19 protein-coding genes are annotated in these 18,578 nt (G+C 66.4%); 6 read left to right on the top strand and 13 right to left on the bottom strand.

Annotated elements, in window-relative coordinates:
- Positions 1–256 precede the first annotated feature (256 nt).
- Positions 257–493, top strand: a complete 237-nt coding sequence (locus tag ACFX4F_RS09900) for a hypothetical protein (protein ID WP_099821129.1) — start codon at positions 257–259, stop codon at positions 491–493.
- Between the two features lie 62 nt (positions 494–555).
- Here the strand turns inward: ACFX4F_RS09900 and ACFX4F_RS09905 are convergent, their stop codons facing one another.
- The 11 genes from ACFX4F_RS09905 to ACFX4F_RS09955 all read right to left on the bottom strand — a co-directional run bounded on the left by ACFX4F_RS09905 (position 556) and on the right by ACFX4F_RS09955 (position 14,293).
- Positions 556–816 (bottom strand): hypothetical protein, encoded by a 261-nt coding sequence (locus ACFX4F_RS09905; protein WP_380654715.1) that lies wholly within the window; start codon positions 814–816, stop codon positions 556–558.
- A complete protein-coding gene (locus ACFX4F_RS09910) occupies positions 813–1,031 on the bottom strand; it encodes a hypothetical protein (RefSeq protein WP_099821131.1) in 219 nt (72 codons plus the stop codon). Before ACFX4F_RS09910 ends, ACFX4F_RS09905 begins: the two co-directional genes overlap by 4 nt.
- 203 nt (positions 1,032–1,234) lie before the next feature.
- Complete coding sequence (locus ACFX4F_RS09915; RefSeq protein ID WP_380654718.1) at positions 1,235–2,827, bottom strand: alkaline phosphatase D family protein; 1,593 nt, start codon at positions 2,825–2,827, stop codon at positions 1,235–1,237.
- Positions 2,827–5,070, bottom strand: a complete 2,244-nt coding sequence (locus ACFX4F_RS09920; RefSeq protein WP_380654721.1) for a TonB-dependent receptor domain-containing protein — start codon at positions 5,068–5,070, stop codon at positions 2,827–2,829. The genes ACFX4F_RS09915 and ACFX4F_RS09920 overlap by 1 nt, the downstream gene beginning before the upstream one ends.
- A 201-nt stretch (positions 5,071–5,271) precedes the next feature.
- Complete coding sequence (locus tag ACFX4F_RS09925) at positions 5,272–6,702, bottom strand: replicative DNA helicase (protein WP_099821134.1); 1,431 nt, start codon at positions 6,700–6,702, stop codon at positions 5,272–5,274.
- Between the two features lie 333 nt (positions 6,703–7,035).
- Positions 7,036–7,596 carry an NADPH-dependent FMN reductase gene (locus ACFX4F_RS09930; RefSeq protein ID WP_380654724.1) on the bottom strand — a complete coding sequence of 187 codons (561 nt, stop codon included), beginning with the start codon at positions 7,594–7,596 and terminating at the stop codon, positions 7,036–7,038.
- 66 nt (positions 7,597–7,662) lie between these two features.
- Positions 7,663–9,606 carry an asparagine synthase (glutamine-hydrolyzing) gene (gene asnB / locus ACFX4F_RS09935; protein WP_380654727.1) on the bottom strand — a complete coding sequence of 648 codons (1,944 nt, stop codon included), beginning with the start codon at positions 9,604–9,606 and terminating at the stop codon, positions 7,663–7,665.
- A 3-nt stretch (positions 9,607–9,609) separates the two neighbouring features.
- Entirely contained in the window at positions 9,610–11,889 is a 2,280-nt protein-coding gene (locus ACFX4F_RS09940; protein WP_380654730.1) for a thiamine pyrophosphate-dependent enzyme, read from the bottom strand.
- 90 nt (positions 11,890–11,979) lie between these two features.
- Positions 11,980–12,639 carry a glutathione S-transferase family protein gene (locus ACFX4F_RS09945; RefSeq protein WP_380654780.1) on the bottom strand — a complete coding sequence of 220 codons (660 nt, stop codon included), beginning with the start codon at positions 12,637–12,639 and terminating at the stop codon, positions 11,980–11,982.
- A gap of 164 nt (positions 12,640–12,803) precedes the next feature.
- Positions 12,804–13,352, bottom strand: a complete 549-nt coding sequence (locus ACFX4F_RS09950) for a GNAT family N-acetyltransferase (RefSeq protein ID WP_099821139.1) — start codon at positions 13,350–13,352, stop codon at positions 12,804–12,806.
- Between the two features lie 101 nt (positions 13,353–13,453).
- Positions 13,454–14,293 (bottom strand): glycine zipper 2TM domain-containing protein, encoded by an 840-nt coding sequence (locus ACFX4F_RS09955; protein ID WP_108265666.1) that lies wholly within the window; start codon positions 14,291–14,293, stop codon positions 13,454–13,456.
- A gap of 163 nt (positions 14,294–14,456) precedes the next feature.
- Between ACFX4F_RS09955 and ACFX4F_RS09960 the strand changes: the two genes are divergently transcribed.
- A complete protein-coding gene (locus ACFX4F_RS09960; RefSeq protein WP_380654734.1) occupies positions 14,457–14,672 on the top strand; it encodes a DUF6116 family protein in 216 nt (71 codons plus the stop codon).
- The gene (locus ACFX4F_RS09965; protein ID WP_380654737.1) at positions 14,669–15,442 is read left to right on the top strand and encodes a TatD family hydrolase; all 774 of its coding nucleotides are present in this window, start codon (positions 14,669–14,671) and stop codon (positions 15,440–15,442) included. Before ACFX4F_RS09960 ends, ACFX4F_RS09965 begins: the two co-directional genes overlap by 4 nt.
- A 79-nt stretch (positions 15,443–15,521) precedes the next feature.
- On the opposite strand, the gene ACFX4F_RS09970 is transcribed toward ACFX4F_RS09965, so the two are convergent.
- Positions 15,522–16,349, bottom strand: coding sequence for a ThiF family adenylyltransferase (locus tag ACFX4F_RS09970; RefSeq protein WP_380654740.1), 828 nt, complete (start codon positions 16,347–16,349; stop codon positions 15,522–15,524).
- A gap of 79 nt (positions 16,350–16,428) precedes the next feature.
- On the opposite strand from ACFX4F_RS09970, the gene ACFX4F_RS09975 reads away from it, so the two are divergent.
- Entirely contained in the window at positions 16,429–16,863 is a 435-nt protein-coding gene (locus ACFX4F_RS09975; RefSeq protein WP_380654743.1) for a hypothetical protein, read from the top strand.
- Between the two features lie 130 nt (positions 16,864–16,993).
- Positions 16,994–17,491 (top strand): glycine zipper 2TM domain-containing protein, encoded by a 498-nt coding sequence (locus tag ACFX4F_RS09980; RefSeq protein WP_099821144.1) that lies wholly within the window; start codon positions 16,994–16,996, stop codon positions 17,489–17,491.
- An 88-nt stretch (positions 17,492–17,579) separates the two neighbouring features.
- Here the strand turns inward: ACFX4F_RS09980 and ACFX4F_RS09985 are convergent, their stop codons facing one another.
- Positions 17,580–17,789, bottom strand: a complete 210-nt coding sequence (locus tag ACFX4F_RS09985; RefSeq protein WP_025876765.1) for a cold-shock protein — start codon at positions 17,787–17,789, stop codon at positions 17,580–17,582.
- 237 nt (positions 17,790–18,026) lie between these two features.
- Here ACFX4F_RS09985 and ACFX4F_RS09990 point away from each other — a divergent pair, with 237 nt between their 5' ends.
- On the top strand, positions 18,027–18,512 hold the full coding sequence (locus ACFX4F_RS09990) for a DUF456 domain-containing protein (RefSeq protein WP_099821145.1): 486 nt from the start codon (positions 18,027–18,029) through the stop codon (positions 18,510–18,512).
- Positions 18,513–18,578 lie beyond the last annotated feature (66 nt).

The following is an 18,578-nucleotide window of genomic DNA, read 5'->3' on the forward strand; positions in this document are numbered from 1 at the left end:
GCCCCGGGCCGCCACCCCCGGATACTGGAAACCCCGCCTCGGCGGGGTTTTTTGTTTCTCGGTGACTGCAGAACAAGGGTGGGAGACCCTTGGCACTCGGCGCGCGGCAGGCGAGCGTCCACCGCCCTCACACGGGCGTCGACCTCCAGTGCGGTAGGCTCACCGCTGAGGTCGCGTTGCATCGCCAAGCCACGGATGCGCGACAGGTGGTGCTCCCGCACCTGCTCGTGGGGCTGCTCAGACAGTGGAGATCTCCATGGAAAACGAACGAATCGAGACCCGCGGCGAAGATGGCCGCAGGGTGTTGGTGTTCAAGTTCTGGCCGCAGTTCGACGCGACGATTCTTCCCGGCGCACGCTTGGCCGAAGGCCTGCCGAGATACGCGCTGGCAAACGGCAATTCCGTAACCTTCGACGGCGTGGATTTCGAAATCGCCGCTACCGGCGAAGAGCTGGTCCGGTCGCTGGCTGTTAGCCGACCGCCCTCGGGCTGAGTCGTGCGTCGTCCGGGTCCTGTCGCGTGCCGGGACTGCCTGCACCCATCGCAGGTCGCGCATCAACGCTGCGGCGGTGCAGTTTCCCGGTCCGTAGTGTCCGGCTTCGGCGGATCGTCACAGATACGGTGCTGGGCGATCACCTCACCCACCTTCCATTCCTTCACCACCCGGCAGCTCTCCTTGCCGGCGACCTTGTCGGTCGCCTTGGCTTCCGTCTTGCCGGCAGGGTGCTGACGCTCAAGGTAGGCCGACGGCGGTTGCCTGGCCCAGGCCGGCGCCGCCATCAGCAGCGCCAGCATCGCGATGGGCAGCGGCCTCATGCCGTCACCGCGCCGCGGCCACCGCCGAGCAGGCGTGCCGGCAGCATGAACAGCGCGCGCAGGAAGGCGAACAGCGCCGAGAACGTGATGCCGACCAACCGGAACGGCAGGCTCAGCAGCCATACGAACGGCCAGGCGATCAAGGCGAGGATCGCCAACGGCCAGCACAGCACGAACAACAGGCACCACACACCGAGCGCGAACAAGGTCTTCATCACAGGCTCCCTCGGCGGCACCCCGCCGCCTGCCATCACCTTGGCGCCCTGCCCCGGCCCGGGCAAACGGTTTGCGATGAAACCCGGCTGGAGGCGATGAAACCGATCCAGCGCCGTTGTAGCGCCGAGCCCCTGCTCGGCTGTCGCGCGCAGCGCGGGTTTTCTGCGATCGCCACGAAGAGCAGCCCAGCGTGGGCTCGGCGCTACAGGGCCGGCACTGCGCCAGGACGACCGTGGCTCACCTGGAACCGAGCGGCCGTGCGAACTTCCGCATCGCGCCGCAGCACGCTGTCGGCGAAGCGCAGTTCCGCGTCCACGGTCTGCCGGTTCAACTGCAGCTTCCACCAGCCACGCCGGTCGCCATCGAAGTACCGGATGTGCGGATTCTGCGGGATCGACGGGCCGTAATACGGGCCATACGGGGTGTCATCGCCACCGCTGCTGATCGCCGGGGCGATGAACTCGGTGGCGATCACCGGCGCGTCTGTGGCATCGAAATCCAGCTTCAGGTCATTGACGAACGTGGAGTGCCAGTCGCCGCCCAGTACGATGGCGTTGCCCTGCCCACCGGCCTGCATCGCCTGCAGCAGGCGCTTGCGGGCGGCCGGGTAGCCATCCCAGGCGTCGTTCCAGAAACGTTCGCGCGGCGTGCCCTGCTCCAACCGCAACTGCGCCATCAGCAGCTGCTGCACCACCACGTTCCAGCGCGTTCCCGCCGCAGCCGCCATCGACTGCGCGAACCAGGCCTCCTGCCCCACCCCGAGCATGCTCATGCGCGGGTCCAGCGCCGCCTCGCAGCGCGCCGATTCGCCGACGCCACAGGGATTGGCCGGACGGAACTGACGGCAGTCCAGCAACGTCAGCTGGGCCAGGTCGCCGTAGCGCAGGCGGCGGTGCACGCGCAGGCCACCGTTGCCGGCCGGCGTGCTGCGCATCGGCAGGTGTTCGTAGAACGCGCGATACGCCGCGGCGCGACGCACGATGAAGTCCTCGGTCGGTACGTCGCTCTTTTCCGGATGGATGCCGGAATAGTCGTTCTGCACTTCGTGGTCGTCCCAGATCACCGCGAAGGCGTGTGCGGCGTGCGCGGCCTGCAGGTCCGGGTCGAGCTTGTACAGCGCGTACTGGTCGCGATAACGCTCCAGGCTGAGCGTTTCACCGCTGAAGCGCTGTGCATCCAAGGTGCTGCCACGCGCGTTCTGCAGCGGGCTGTATTCGTACAGGTAGTCACCGGCATGCAGCACCAGATCGACATCGCTGCGGGCGATATCCGCCAGTACCGGGTAGTAGCCGCTGTTCCAGGCCTGGCAGGTGCACAGCGCCAGCCGCAGCTGCTGCAGCTGCGCATCCGGCAGCGGCGCGGTGCGGAAATGCCCGACCGGACTCTCCTCGCCGCCGTCGCAGGCGAATCGATAGTAGTAATCGCGGCCTGGACGCAGGCCGGTCACTTCCACGTGCACCGAATGGGCCAGCTCCGGTACGGCCGCCGCCACGCCACGCTGCACCAGCCGCCGCATCGCCGGATCTTCGGCGACGAACCAGCGCACCGGGATCGCGCGCGACGGCATGCCACCGCCGTTGAGGGGATCCGGTGCAAGACGCGTCCACAGCACCGCGCCCTGCGGATCCGGATCACCTGCGGCGATGCCGAGGGTGAACGGATCGCGCCCCAGTCGCGGCCGCGGACCGGTGGCGGCGACGCCGGGCATGGCCGCCAGTGCGATCGCCGCTCCGGTCCCCTGCCAGGCCAGGCGCAGCAGACGACGGCGGGTTTCCGGATCGGCGATGCGCTTCATCAGAAGCGCACGGTCGCAGTGGCCATCACCTGCCGCGGCGCACCGACCTGCATGGTCGCCAGGCTGCGGGTCGGATCAGCGGCGTAGGTGCCGTTGGTGTTGATGGTCGCCAGGTACTGCTTGTCGGCCAGGTTGGTCAGGTTCAGCGCCAGGGTCAGGTTCTGCGCCGGGCCGAGCTTGCCCATGTCATAGGCCACCGACGCATTGATCAGCCAGTAGCTCGGCACGGAGACGTCATTGGTGTAGGTCACGTAGCGCTTGCCGACGTGGTTGGCGGCCAGGCGCAGGTCCCACGGGCCCGGCGTCCACGCCAGGGTGCTGGCGAACATCCATTCCGGCGTGTCGACCGTCTTCTTGCCGCGGGTCGGCACCACGCCGTTGTTGACGTAGTCGTTGTCGTAGCTGCTGTCATTCCACGACAGCGCATTGGACCAGCTCAGGTCGCGCATCGGCTTCAGCTGCAGCGTCGCCTCGGCACCGCGGCTGGTTACCGAACCCACGTTGGAATACAGCGCCGGGCAACCGAGGATGCCGACGCACTGGGCGATGGCCAGCAGGCGGTTGTCGAACTTGACGTCGTACACCGCGACCGAGGCTTCATAGCCCTGGCCGTAGCCGCGCCAGCCCAGTTCGATGGTGCGCGACTGTTCCGGCTTCAGGTCCTTCGCACTGGCGTCGAACGCCACCTGCGGAACATTGAACGGACTGCCCACGCCCAGCGCATAGGCCGCGATGTTCTTCGCATAGGAACCGAAGATTTCATTGCGCTCGTCCAGCTTGAAGTTGAAGCCGGCCTGCGGCAGCAGCCCCTTCTTCGCGGTCAGGCTGCTGTTGCTGGCATAGCTGCCCAGTGGCGTGCGCACGCTGGTGCGGGTGTTGGGCGACTTGGCGCCGATGTCGATGGTCAGGCGGTCATCGAACAGGCGGAAGCGGTCCTGCACGTAGAACTGGCGGGTGATGGTGGTGTAGCGCTGGTGCCACACGCGCTGGTCCGGATTGCGCAGGAAGAAGTCGTCGGTGATCGGCCCATCGATGTAGTAGAAGTTGCGCTGCACGCTGTGGCCGTTGTCTTCGTACCAGAGACCTGCTTCCAGCTCATGGCCCGCCACGTTCCAGGTGAACGCCGAGGTCACGCCGGTGCGGTCGATCGCATATTCGGTGGTGCGGATCGAAATCGGAATCTCGCGGCTGGTGCCCGGGTTGGACGGATTGGACGGGCTGAACCAGTGACCCTGGCCGCGGTTGCTGTGGTTGTAGACATTGACCTTCAGGCGCATCGTCTCGTTGAGGCCGAAGTCACCGGCGATGCTGGAGACATCATCGTTGCGCAGGCCGTGACCCGAGTAGTACGCATCCCACGGGCTGTTGACGCCGCCGCTGTACTGGCCTCGGGCAGCGGCCACGGCACGGTTCCAGTCCGGCGCATAGTTGTCCCAGTTCCAGCCCAGGCGATCGATCATCTCCAGCGACAGGTCCTGGTAATCGGCTTCAACCCGGCGCGAGGCGTTGAACAGCGCGGTGATGCGGCTGTCGACGCCGAAGTTGTAGGTCGCCTTGCCGTTGAACTGCTTGAGTTCATGCGAGCCCTTGCCCTTCCACTTGTCGCTCTCCGAATACGCACCGGACAGGTAGGCAGCGAAGCCCTGGTGATCGCCGGTCTCCAGGCGGGCATAGCTGCGGCGCGCGCTGTCGCTGCCCAGGCTCTGCGCCAGCACGACACCGTATTCGGTGGAGGGATCGATCGAATAGAACTGGAACACGCCGCCCAGGTTGCTGGTCGACGGCGTGCCCAGCGCGCCGATGCCGGTGGAGACCTCGGCACCGCCCAGGTTCTCGCTGATCACCGCGCGGCTGATGTGCAGGCCGTTGCTGTTGCCATAGCTCATGTTGCCCAGCGGGATGCCATCGAGCGTGTAGCCCAGGCGGTTCTGGTTGAAGCCGCGCAGGCTGATGCTGGTGGACCACTCGTAGGCACCGGTGGCATCGGCTGATTCGAAATGCACGCCCGGCTTGCTGGCCAGCAGCTTCAGCGGGTTGGCGCCGGGTGGCAGCACCTTCATGTCTTCGGCGGTCACGCGCTGGACCTGGCGCGCCTCGCCCCGGCCGATCACCGAGACCGAATCCAGGGTAGTGGCCGACTGTGCGTCGACGGCAGGAGCGGTTTCAGCGGCGGCCATCGAAGGCAGCGAAGCACAGACCAGCAGGGCCAGCAGATTGCGGCGAAGCGGAGCATGGCAAGACATGGGGATTCCTTGGGCGCGCTGGACGCCGAAGGGCGGCGTCAAAAGAGCAGCAGCGGCGGAATCGTAGAAGCGTTGCGTTACATGTCATTTACACGCCACGTACGGATTTTTGGCGATCCGGACGGAGAATATGACGTCGCGCGCCCGAACGAAAAGAGCCGAGCGTGGGCTTGGCTCTACAGGGCGCGCCGGAATCATCCGCTATTCGAACGAACCGACCGAGTCGTGGGCCAGGTTGTCGAAACGGGTGTATTCGCCGAAGAACTTCAGCTTGCACGAGCCGGTGGGGCCACCACGGTGCTTGCCGATGATGATCTCGGCCAGGCCCTTGTCCGGCGAATTTTCCTTGTTGTAGTAATCGTCGCGGTAGATGAAGACGATCATGTCCGCATCCTGCTCGATTGCGCCCGATTCGCGAAGGTCGGCCATCACCGGGCGCTTGTCGGTACGTGTTTCCAGCGAGCGGTTGAGCTGGGACAGTGCGATGACCGGCACGTGCAGTTCCTTGGCCAGGCCCTTCAGCGAACGCGAGATCTCGGAGATTTCGGTCGCGCGGTTTTCGCTGTTGCCCGGCACGCTCATCAGCTGCAGGTAGTCGATCACGATCAGGCCCAGGTCGTGCTCGCGCTTGAGGCGGCGGCACTTGGAACGCAGGATCTCCGGCGACACGCCCGGCGTATCGTCGATGAAGATCTTGGTTTCCTTCAGCATCTTGATCGCACCGGTCACCCGGCTCCAGTCCTCGTCTTCCAGCTGGCCGGTACGCAGGCGCTGCGCGTTGATGCGGCCATTGGAGGAGATCAGGCGCATCGCCAGCTGCGATGCGGACATTTCCATCGAGAACACCGCCACGCCCTTCTTCGACTTGATCGCCGCGTACTCGGCGATGTTCAGGGCGAAGGTGGTCTTGCCCATCGCAGGACGCGCAGCAAGGATGATCAGGTCGGTCGGCTGCAGGCCGGCGGTCATCGCATCGAAATCGGTGTAGCCGGTCGGCAGGCCGGTGATGTTGCCGCCATTCTCGAAGCGGTTGCGCAGCTCTTCGAACGCGTCCTTCAACGCACCGGGCATGGCCACGAAGTCGGTACGACCGCGCGCGCCCTGTTCGGCGATGGCGAACACGCTCTTTTCCGCAGCGGACAGCAGCTCGCTGCTGTCGCGGCCCTCGGGCTGGAAACCATCGTTGACAATGTCGGTGCCGACCTGGATCAGCTGCCGCAGCACCGCCTTGTCGCGCACGATCTCGGCATAGGCCACGATGTTGGCCGCCGACGGCGTGGTGCTGGCCAGTTCGATCAGATAGGCGCCATCGCCCACCAGCTCCATCTTGCCCTGCGATTCGAACCACTCGCCCAGGGTCACCGCATCGAACGGGCGCTCGCGCTCGGACAGCTCGCGGATCGCCCGGTAGATCATCTGGTGGTCGCGGCGGTAGAAGTCACCCTCGGTCAGCTGGTCGTTGACCCGGTCGTAGGCGTCCGGTGCCAGCATCAGGCCGCCCAGCACCGCCTGTTCGGCCTCCACCGAGTGCGGGGGCACGCGCAACTGGTCGATACGCGATTCATCGCGATCGCGATCGAAGCCATCGCCGCGCTCTCTGCGGTTGGAACGGAAGCCGGAACGGGCGGACATGCTGCGGTATTTCCTGCAAAAGGGGCCAGACCAGTGTAGGCATGCGCCGACCCCGGCGGCCATGGACAAATCTGTGGATAAGCCGTGGAAGAACGGGGGATATCCGCCTGAGCCTGTCCAGACTGGCGCGGGGGCGTCGCATTGCCTGCGACGGGCGTCGTTGCGACGCCCGAGTGGATCATTATCGCAGATCAGTCAGCCAGGGTCGGAGTTCCTGCCTGCCCACTCAGCTGGAAGTGTGGTCAGAGCCCGTCGCTGCGCGCCGGGATCCGACCCCGGGCGTGGCTGGGGTCGGATCCCTCTGCGGCGCTGAGGGATCCGACCCCGGAGGTCTCAATCGCCCTTGGCATGCACCGCGATCAGGGCCAGGAACCGGTCCACGTAGCCCTGCAGGAAGGTCTGCGTGCCTTCATTGTGGATCGTGCCGTCGGCATCGATCAGGCCATCCTTGAAGTGGATGAACGCCTCGGGCTGGCCAAGCACGTGCATGTCCAGGAAGGCCAGGCTGTTGCGCAGGTGCTGCTGGGCCACCGCCGTGCCGATCTGGCCGATGGAGGCGCCGATCACCGCCGCTGGCTTGCCGGCGAAGGCGCTGTCGCCGTAGGGGCGCGAGCCGATGTCGATCGCATTCTTCAGCACGCCGGGCACGGAACGGTTGTACTCGGGGGTAACGAACAGCACGGCGTCGGCGGCGCGCACCTGGTCTTTCAGGCGCGTGCCCTGCGCCGGGTAGCTGGCGTCGAAATCCTGGTCGTACAGCGGCAGGTCGCCGATCTGCACATACTGGAAGCGCGCCTTGTCGCCGGCCAGCTTCTCCAGCGCGTGCGCCAGCTTGCGGTTGCACGAGTCCTTGCGCAGGCTGCCGACGAAAACAGCAATGGTGGGGACGGACATCAGGACATACTCCTCACGGCGGGGAAGAGCCAGCCTAGCGGCCGCGCCCTTCCCCACCGGTGAAGATCAGCCGCGCTGGACGCCTGCGCGCACCTGCCGCCAATGATCCTGCCAGGCCTGGAACATCAGCACGTTCCATAGGTGCGTGTGCCACTTGCGCTGGCCACCCAGGAACTGCTGCCACAGCGGCTGCACGGCCGCGGCCGACAGCACGCCCTCGCGTTCCAGCCGCGCCGGCTGCAGCAGCTCGTCGGCCCAGGGCTTCAGATCGCCCTTCAGCCAATCACTGACCGGCGCGCCGAAGCCACGCTTGGGCCGGTGCACCATCGACTGCGGCACGTACCGCCCCAGCACGCGCTTGAGCAGCACCTTGCTGGTCGATTCACTGCGCTTGAAGCCCAGCGGCAACGACCACGCGAATTCGGCCACGCGCCAGTCCAGCAAGGGCGCGCGCGCCTCCAGGCTGACCGCCATCGAGGTGCGGTCGACCTTGCACAGCAGGTCGTCGGGCAGATAGCTGACGAAGTCGGCCAGCATCATCGCGTCGGCCGGCGTGCCGGCACCATGCAGCGGATCGGCCAGATCGTAGAAGCTGCCCGCCTCGCGTGCACCGATCACCGCCGCCGCCGGATCACGCCAGCGCGAGATGCGGTTGCGATATACATCGCCGATACCACGTGCGCCGGTTTCGGCCAGCAACGCGGCCAACCCGCCGGTGCGCGATGCCTCGCCCTGCTGGTGCGCACGCGCGCCCATCCAGCGCCGCAGCGGCGCGGGCACCCGTCCCAGCATCTGCCAGTTGCGCAGCGCGCGTACATAGCGGGTGTAGCCGAAAAACAGTTCATCGCCACCATCACCAGACAACGCAACGGTCACACCCTGCCGGGCGAGGCGGGCGACCAGCGCGGTCGGCACCTGCGAGGCATCGGCAAAAGGTTCATCGAACATCGCTGGCAGCTGCGGCACCACTGCCAGCGCGTCAGCGCCGCTGACATACAGTTCGGTGTGATCGCAGCCCAGGTGGGTGGCCAGTTCCCTGGCCAACGGTGCCTCGTCGTGGTGGGAGCCGCTGAAGCCGATGCTGAAGCTGTGCACCGGCTGCCCGCTCTGCGCCTGCATCAGCGCCGCCACCAGCGACGAATCGGTGCCGCCGGACAGGAACACGCCCACCGGCACGTCGGCAACCATGCGCAGCGCCACTGCATCCCGCAGCAGGTCATCCAGCTGCTCCTCGGCCTCCTCGATGCGGCCATGGAACGGTGCGGCCAGTGCAGCCTGCATGCGCGCACGCGCGTCCCAGTACGGACGCTGTGCCTGCTCTGGGCGATGGGCGCTGGCCCCTGCCGCCACCGCCGCCGCATCCAGCCGCAGCACGCGGCCAGGCATCAGCTTGTAGCAGCGCTGGTGGATGCTGTGCGGTGCGGGAATGTAGTCCAGCCGCAGCAGCAGCGTCAGCGCATCGCGGTCGATATCGTTGTCGAAATCCGGATGCTGCCACAGCGCCTTCAGCTCGGAACCGAACACCAGCGCATCACCGGCCCAGCCGTAGTACAGCGGCTTCTTGCCGACCCGGTCGCGGGCCAGCCACAGGCACTGTTCCTGGCGGTCCCACAGGGCGATGGCGAACATGCCGTTGGCACGCTGCAGGGTGTCCTCGACGCCCCACTGCAGGATCGCGGCCAGCAGCACCTCGGTATCGGAATGGCCGCGGAACGCATGGCCCAGCGGCTCCAGTTCGGCGCGCAGGGCGGCGAAGTTGTAGACCTCGCCGTTGTAGGCCATCACATAGCGGCCGTCGGCCGAGGCCATCGGCTGGTGGCCCAGCGGTGAAAGATCGAGGATGCTCAGGCGCCGGTGGGCCAGGGCGATGCCGGCAGCGGCATCGACCCAGGTACCGCCGTCATCCGGCCCGCGATGGTGCAGCGCCTGGCCCATGGCCAGCACCTGCGCCTGCAGGACCTCGGCCGGCGTCTGTGCCGCCGGCAACAACATACCCGCCAATCCACACATGCATCAGGGTTCCTGCGCCAGGTCGAGGGCGGCGCCAATCACCGCATTGTCGCTTGGAAGCCCGAACATTGCTGCCCCCGCCAGCGGCGTATAGGTATCGGCACCGCAGACCCGGCGCACCGGCAGGTGGCCATGGCCGGCCTCGACCAGCGCGGTGATCACGCCCTCGCCGACGCCCCCGCTCTGCCGCCCCTCGTCCAGCACCAGCACCCGTTGCGCGGTGGCGGCCTGGGCGCCGATGAAGGCGGCATTCAACGGCACCAGCCAGCGCAGGTCGACCACCCGCACCTGCCAGCCCAGCTGCTGCTCGATTGCAGTCGCTGCGCGCAGCGCCATCGGCACCCCGTTGCCGTAGGTGAAGACCACCAGATCGCTGGCATCCGGCGCGTACACCCTGCCCTCGCCCAGCACCAATGCCTGCCCGGGTGCGGGGTAGTCGAACAACCACTGGCCATCGCCGGCCGCGTGCAGATCCTTGGTCATGTACAGGGCGATCGGTTCCAGGAATACCGCTACCCGGCCATCCACGCGGGCCAATGCCGCCAATGTGCGTAGCATCATCACCGCATCATCGCCACGCGACGGGCAGCCCACCACCAGCCCCGGAATGTCACGCAGCGCCGTGATCGAATTGTCGTTGTGGAAATGGCCGCCGAACCCCTTCTGGTAGCCCAGCCCGGCCACCCGCACCAGCATCGGGTTGCGGAACTGGTCGTTGGAGAAGAACTGCAGCGAGCAGGCCTCGCCGCGCAGCTGGTCGATGGCGTTGTGCAGATAGGCCAGGTACTGGATTTCCGGAATCGGCAACATGCCCATGTTGGCCAGACCCTGGGCCATGCCCAGGATCATGGTCTCGTCCAGCAGCGTGTTGAATACCCGGCGCGGACCGAAGCGGCGCAGCAGGTCGCGCGTCACCGTGTAGACGCCGCCCTTCTGCGCGACGTCCTCGCCAAACAGCAGCGCCTGCGGATACTTGCCCAGCAGTTCCTGCAGCCCGTGGTTGATCTGGATCGCCAGGTGCCGCGGCGGTTGCCGTTCGGGCAGCGCGTCGGCACCACCGTACAGCGCCTGCCGCGCCTCGATGGGTGCCACACGCTCGGCCTCGGCCTGTACCGCTGCCGGTGTATGGGGCGCCAACGGTGTGATCACCTCCTGCAGTGTCTGCAGCTTCGGACGCGTATCGGCATCGATGGCGGCGGCCATGCAGCGCGCGCGCAGGGTTTCATAGGCAGCCTCCACGCCTGCCGCATCCATCCAGCCCGATTCCAGTGCGATCTGCGCCGAGCGCAGCAGCGGGTCCTGCGCCTCGGCCGCGCACAGCTCGGCCAATGCGCGCCATTCCACTTCGAAGTCGGTACCGGCGTGGCCCATCAACCGCGTGGTGCGCAGGTGCAGGAAAGTGGGCCGACGCATGCGCCGGCAATGTTCGACCGCCGCCTGCACCTGCGCGTGCCCTGCCGCCAGGTCCAGGCCATCGGCGAAGAAATAGTCCAGGCCCGGTTGCCGGCTGAAGCGCTCTGCGATCCATCCCTCAGGTGTTTTCACCGAAATGCCGAGGCCGTTGTCTTCGCACACGAACAGGATCGGCACCGGCAGCTTCTGGTACGCCGACCACATCGCGGTATTGAACGCAGTCTGCGCGGTGGCATGGTTGGCCGAGGCATCGCCGAAGGAGCACATCACGATGCTGTCAGCCGGAATCGGCAGCGGCTGGCTCAGGCGCCTGCCACTTTCGATCGCCAGCGCGGTACCGAGCGCCTTGGGCAGGTGCGATGCGATGGTCGAGGTCTGCGGCAGCACCCACAGCGGCTTGCTGCCCCACACTTTGTGACGGCCGCCACTGGCCGGATCGTCGGCACTGGCGGCGAAAGACAGCGCGGCGTCGCGCACAGGGTCCATGCCGGGCACCAGCCGGGCGCGTTCGGCCATGAACGCGCCGGAACGATAATGCAGGAAGGCGGGATCAGTGTGGCGGCAGGCGCGCGCAAGCAGCGCGTTGCCTTCATGACCGGACGAGCCGATGGTGTAGAAGACCTTGTTCTGCACGCGCAGTACGCGCGCCATCAGGTCCAGCTGGCGGCTGAGCAGCTGCGATTCAAACAGTTCGCCGAACGCGGCGGCCGTCAGGGTGCTGCCGGGCAGGATCGGCGCATCCGGCGCCGGACGCGGTCGCGGCATGCCGCGCCAGGCGCGCACGGCCTCGAGGAAATTGACGTCACAGACTTCGGCGCGGTTGAGACCGCGCATGCGTGCGGGAATGGGATCTGGAACCACAGCGAACATCGAACACCCTCCGTGCCGTTGTTGCGAACCGTGGCGCCAGGCCTGCGCGACCCTTTGCACGGGTCGAGCACGCCCGACGCTGCAGGGGAATCAATCCGGTGCGTTGAACCGCGCGCGCACCTCGGCGGTCACCGCGGGCATGGGCACGAAGCGAGGCTGCGCGCGCACCCGCTGCAACCAGGCCCGCACCTGCGGGAATGCATCCAGCGCGATGCCACCGTCGGCAGCGACATCGGAATAGGCGAACAGGGCGATATCGGCGATACCGTAGTCATCGCCGGTGAACCACTGCGCCTGCCGCAGATGCTGCTCCATCACCGCCAGCGCGCCGGCAGCGCGCTCCTGCAGGCGCGGCAGTTCAGCACGGCGTGGCGAGTCGGCCGGTGTCCAACCGCGGATGAAGCGTGCCACCGCCACGCAGGGTTCATGCGTGTACTGCTCGAAGAACATCCAGCTCAATGCCTGCGCACGCTGCCAACCGTCGGCCGGAAGATACGGCGTGCCCTCGGCCAGCCAGAACAGGATCGCATTGGACTCGGTCAGCACGCGTCCGTCGTCGCGCACGATCAACGGCACCTTGGCATTGGGGTTGAGAGCGAGAAATTCCGCGCTATGGGTCTGGCCGTGGGCACTGTCCACCTCCACCCAGCGGTAGCGGCTGCCCAGCTGTTCCAGCAGCAGGCGCACCTTGTGGCAGTTGCCCGAAACCGACATGCCATGCACCGTCAACGGAATGCGCTCTTCCACCATTGCCTGCTCCAGGGAGGTGCCGGCCTGCAGCCGGCTGCCCGCAGTCTGGCAAGCAGCCAGGCGATTGCCAAGCGCGGGTGCAGCATGACGGGCGATGCATCCTGTAGATGCCGAGCCCATGCTCGGCTGCTGCTCGAAAAATGCAGCCGAGCATCGGCTCGGCTCTACAACGGCGAACGGCGCTGTTGCCATTGCTCGCGCGATTGCCCCCAGATTTCCAGCGGCTTGCCTTCATAGGGCGGTGGCAACTGCCCCATGCGCAGCAGCGTACTGCCGAGCTTGCGCGCAACCACTTTCGAGTTCTCGTTGTCTTCGGCGATGGTGTGGATCACCTCGTCCCAGCCCAGCGTATCGAACGCCCAATCGATGGCTGCGATCGCCGCCTCCGGTGCATAGCCCTTGCCCCAGCTGGCACGGCGGATGCTCCAGCCGACCTCGGTACCGGGCCAGTCCTGCGGCTGCCACGGTCCCATGCGACCGATCCATTCGCCGCTCGATTTCTCGATCACGCTGAACATCGAGAAGCCGAACAGCTGCCACGCCCCGGCCAGGCTGCAGAAGCCACGCCATGCCACCGAAGGTGACTGCACGCCACCCAGCGTGCGCATCACCTCTTCATCGGCACAGAACGCCAGATAGGGCGCGTAGTCCTGCCGCTGCGGCGGGCGCAGGATCAGGCGTTCGGTTTCGATGCGCAGGTCGAAGATGCTCATGGGGCCATGGTAGATCCACGCCACCCGTGGATGCACCCCACCCATGCAAAAAAACAGGCCGGCAAACGCCGGCCTGTTCGATGCTGCGTCGTAGCTGGGGATTACTGGCGGTTGGCCGTCGAATCCGCAGCGGCGGCGGTCTGGGTGACCAGCTGCCCATCCACCACCGGCAGGCGATCGCTGGCCGGCTTGTTGTCCAGGCGCACGGTCTTTTCTGCACCGTCGTAGCGGTAGGTCACGTTGTAGCCCTTGACCACATCGCTGGTGCCCATGGCGATGCGGTTGCCCGGCTTGCTGCCCATGCGCATGGTGCCGGTGGTGCCGTCTTCATTGCGGTAGGTGACGTTGTAGCCGGTGACACGGCTCGACTCGGAGGTCGCCGTTTCGGTGTGGCACTGGCGCTCGGTGCGGTTGACCACCCGGCCACCCACATGGCGCTTGTCGACCTGGTTGCCGATGAAGCCACCCGCCACGGCACCGGCGGCAGTTGCCGCCTTCTTGCCATTGCCGCCGCCCACCTGGTTGCCCAGCAGGCCACCGACCACGGCACCAACCACGGTGCCGCCGACGTTGCCATCACGCTCGGGCAGGCGCTCCTGCACCACCACGTCCTGACAGACCTCATGCGGGGTCTGTGTAGTGGACGTCTCGCGTACCGGATCGGTGCCGATCACGGTGGCATAGGCCTTCTGCTTCTCGGTGATCGGATCGACCTTCAGCACATCGGCGTATTCCAGGCCACGCGGCGCACTGGCATCCACTGCGTCGCCACGTGCGCCGTCGTCGGTGGCATTGCCATCGACCAGGCGCGATTCACTCGGGTTTCCGGCGCTGAGCTGCTCAGGCGACTTGTCGCCACTCTTCATGAAGGCGGCGGTTGCGATACCACCGACCAGCAGCGCGCCCGCTGCGACCAGGACAGTTGTAGTTGTGCTTTTCATGACCTGCTCCTTGCGGACCGTCCGCAACGTTCTCAGGCCAGATTGCAGCATGCGGTGCCTGAACGGAATCTCCACATTTCCTGCTCACCGCCGTAACCCATTCAGCATCGGGAAATGCTGGGCCCGTGGTAGCGTTTGCACATTCCCCCAGGAGGACCCCGTCATGGCCAACCCGATGCTGCTGCCGGTCCTGCAATGGGCGCGCCGGCTGCGCTACCCCACCCTGTTCAAGCTGACCGCCGGCCTGTTCGCGCTGACCCTGCTCATCCCCGACCCGATTCCGTTCGTCGACGAACTGATGCTGGGCCTGGGCACCCTGCTGCTGGCCAACTGGAAGAGCCGCAGCGCAGCCACGCCACCGCCGCTGGAGCAGCGTTGAACCTGCTGGTCGACAGCCACTGCCATCTGGATGCCAGCGAATTCGACGGCGACCGCGAGGCGGTCATCGACCGCGCACGCGCTGCCGGCGTGCAGTGGCAGGTGGTGCCGGCCGTCACTGCGGCCAGCTGGCCAAAGCTGCGCGCGGTCTGCCAGCAGGCGACGGGCCTCTACCCCGCCTATGGCCTGCACCCGATGTTCCTGGACCAGCACCGGCCTGAACACCTGCCGCAACTGCGTGAATGGATCGACCAGGAGCGGCCCTGCGCGATCGGCGAATGCGGACTGGATTTCTTCGTCGAGGGCCTGGACGCCGAGGCCCAGCAGGACTATTTCCTCGGCCAGCTGAAGCTGGCACGCGAGTTCGATCTGCCGGTGATCGTGCATGCCCGCCGTGCAGTGGATGCGGTGATCGCCGCGATCCGCCGCATCGGTGGCCTGCGCGGGGTGGTGCACAGCTTTTCCGGCAGCCCGGAACAGGCCGCGCAACTGCACAAACTGGGATTCCTGCTCGGCCTGGGCGGACCACTGACCTACGAGCGCGCGCAGCGCCTGCAGCGGCTTGTCCGCGAGATGCCACTGCAGCAGTTGCTGCTGGAGACCGATGCACCGGACCAGCCCGACGCAGGTATCCGTGGCCAGCGCAACGAGCCGGCGCGGCTGGCGGTCATCGCCCGCCACATCGCCGCGCTGCGCGGAATGGACAGTGAAGACGTGGCGCGGGCCACCACGGACAACGCGCGGCGGCTGTTCAGCCTGCCGGCACCGTAACGGTAGTGCCAGCTGCTGGCCGGCAACCCCGGAACGTTTGAATCAGCGCAGATACCGGCCAGCGGCCGGCACTACCCGATCACACCCCGGCCTCTGCCTCAACCGCTTCGGCTTTAACTTTCTTCGGCTCCAGCAGCATTTCCAGCGCCTTGCCCACCGCGGCAAATGCGAACGCGCCGGTGATGTGCGTGGCTGCGCCCAGGCCAGCGCCGCAATCCAGCTTCAGGGCCGCATCCGCGCCCAGGTTCGGCCGCAGGCCACAGACGCTGCCGTCGGCCTGCGGATACTTCACGTTCTCCAGCGAATACACCGCCGGCACGCCGAAATAGCGCTTGGCATTCTTCGGGAAGTTGAATTCGCTGCGCAGCTTCTTGCGGATCAACGCCAGCATCGCGTCATGCTCGGTGCGCGAGACATCGCGGATGCGCACCAACGTCGGATCGGTACGGCCGCCGGCCGCGCCGACGGTCAGCAACGGCAGCTTGCGGCGGCGGCACCAGGCGATGGTTTCCACCTTCACCCGGAAGCTGTCACAGGCATCGATCACCAGGTCGAAACCGCGGTCCAGCAGTTCGCCCATGTTGGCCGGGGTCAGGAATGCCTGCACGGCGTCGACCTCGATCTGCGGATTGATCGCCCGGCAGCGCTCCGCCATCGCCTCGGCCTTGTTGCGCCCGTAATTGCCCTCCAGCGCCGGCAGCTGCCGGTTGGTGTTGGATACGCAGATGTCATCGGCATCGATCAGGGCCAGATGGCCAACCGCGGAGCGCGCCAGCGCCTCCACCACCCACGAGCCGACACCGCCCATGCCGACCACGGCGACACGGCTGCCCTGCAGGCGCTCGAGCGCGCCGACGCCATACAGCCGTTCGATGCCGGCGAAGCGTTGTTTGACCTGTTCGTTCATCGGGCTATTTTAGCCTGCAGATGCCCTGACGACTGCTCGCCGACACCGAACCCACCGTTGCACGCCCGGAGCGCCCGCCATGAGTGCCAGCCCACCCCGCCGCCCATCCGCCGCCTACCGCTATCTGTTCGTACTCGGCCTGGGCCTGCTGATCGGCCTGATTGCCACGGTGATGGTCGGCCGTGCCCTGCAGGCGCGCCGCGATCCATTCCCGGACAGCCTGATGCAGGTGATGCAGCGACAGGCGGATCTGCTGCAGCAGGCGCAGCAGCAGAACCGCTGCAGCCTGGCCGACAGCGTCCCGCGCCTGCAGGTGCTGCGCCTGCTGTCCAACGACCTGGACCTGGCCTTTCCCGGGCTGAAGGACAGCCGGCAGTTCCAGCAGCACGCCAGCCAGTACCGGGCCGACCTCAATGCGGCATTGGCCAGCCCTGCCACCGACTGCACCGCGTTGGCGCAGCAGCTGCAGGCACTGCAGAACGATTGCCAGGCCTGTCACCAGGATTTCCGCTGATTCATCTTCGAGAGGGCGAAGGCTGGCGTGGTTGGCGCCTTGTTCACGTTGGAAAGAGGAGGATTCGCTCACCCTGCTGCATGACGCAGTACCACCCAACGCACCCGCCTTCACGGCCAGGAGACGCCCCATGAAGATCCAGCTCATCGCCGCCAGTGTCATCGCAACCCTCGCCCTGGCCGGCTGTGCCACCTCGCCGGGCTATGGCGGTGGTGGTTACAACAACAGCGGCTACAACAACGGCGGCTACGGCAACAACTCCGGTTACAACCAGGGCCGCTGCGCCGACTGCGGCATCGTCACCCGCATCAATGCCGTGCAGTCTGGCCGTACCGCACCTTCCGCCACCGGCGCGATCCTCGGCGGCATCGTCGGCGCGGTTGCCGGCCATGAGATCTCCGACCACACCGGCGGCAGCCGCGGCAACAAGAACATCGCCGCCGCCGCCGGCGCCGTGGGTGGCGCCCTGGCGGGCAACCAGATCCAGAAGAACGTCACCAGCGATACCTATGACATCAGCGTGCGCATGGATGACGGCCGCACCATCGTGGTCAACCAGCGCGACCTCGGCGGCATCCGCGAAAACACCTATGTCCGCGTGGTCAACGGCAAGGTCATCCTGCGCTGAACCGCAGCGGGCCCCGGCCGATCAGAACCGGAGCAACAAAAAAAGGCCCGCTTGCGCGGGCCTTTTTCATGCCGGCAAGCGGCAGGAATTACGCCGGCTGGACCTTGTCAGCCTGCAGGCCCTTCTGGCCCTGCACCACTTCAAAGCTCACAGCCTGGCCTTCCTTGAGGCTCTTGAAGCCCTGGGTCTCGATGGCACGGAAGTGCACGAACACGTCCTCGCCATTCTGCCGGCTGATGAAGCCGAAGCCCTTGGCATCATTGAACCACTTCACGGTACCGTTCTCGCGATCAGCCATCTCACTAACTCCCTTTGACTCTCTACTTGTTGTTGGATACGCCTGTTGGGCGGCTGACAAGCAAGGGGGAAGCGAGGTGCATCGATGCAGCGGATCGGAACGATCTTGCTTCATCAGGCCACGATCCACGGTGACCTTGCCAAGCTCAGCGACTGCAACTTAACCCGACCAAAACGAAAAAGCAACTGGCAAAAACCTTTCACTGTCAACCCCAAAAAGCCAACCATACTGGACAGCATGGACCTCTCATTCATCTTGTATCTGCTAGCGGTCATTTTTGTCCTGATCGGCATCGCAGGCATCGTCCTGCCAGCCCTGCCGGGCATCCCGCTGGTCTTCGTCGGACTGGTGCTGGCTGCGTGGGCAGATGGCTTCGTCCATGTCGGCTGGCCCACCCTGCTGATCCTCGGCGTACTGACCGCGCTGTCGCTGCTGGTCGACGTGCTGGCGACCGTAGTCGGCGCCAAGCGCGTGGGCGCCAGCCGCAAAGCGCTCTGGGGCACGTTCATCGGCAGCATCGTCGGCCTGTTCTTCATGCCGATCGGCCTGTTCGCCGGCCCCCTGCTCGGCGCGCTGCTGGGCGAGTACTGGCATACCCGCGAGCTCGGCCGCTCGACCAAGGTCGGGCTGGCCACGTGGCTTGGCATCCTGCTTGGCCTGGCATTGAAGCTGGCGCTGGTGATCGCGATGCTGGGCCTGTTCGCCTTCGCCTGGTTCCTGTGAGACAGGCGGCCTTCACGCAGCGCGCACGCATACGCCGGGCATAAACCCGTGGGGCTGGCCGTTACC

The sequence above is a fragment of the Stenotrophomonas sp. YIM B13575 genome, from assembly GCF_042787595.1.
Lineage (GTDB): Bacteria > Pseudomonadota > Gammaproteobacteria > Xanthomonadales > Xanthomonadaceae > Stenotrophomonas > Stenotrophomonas lactitubi_B.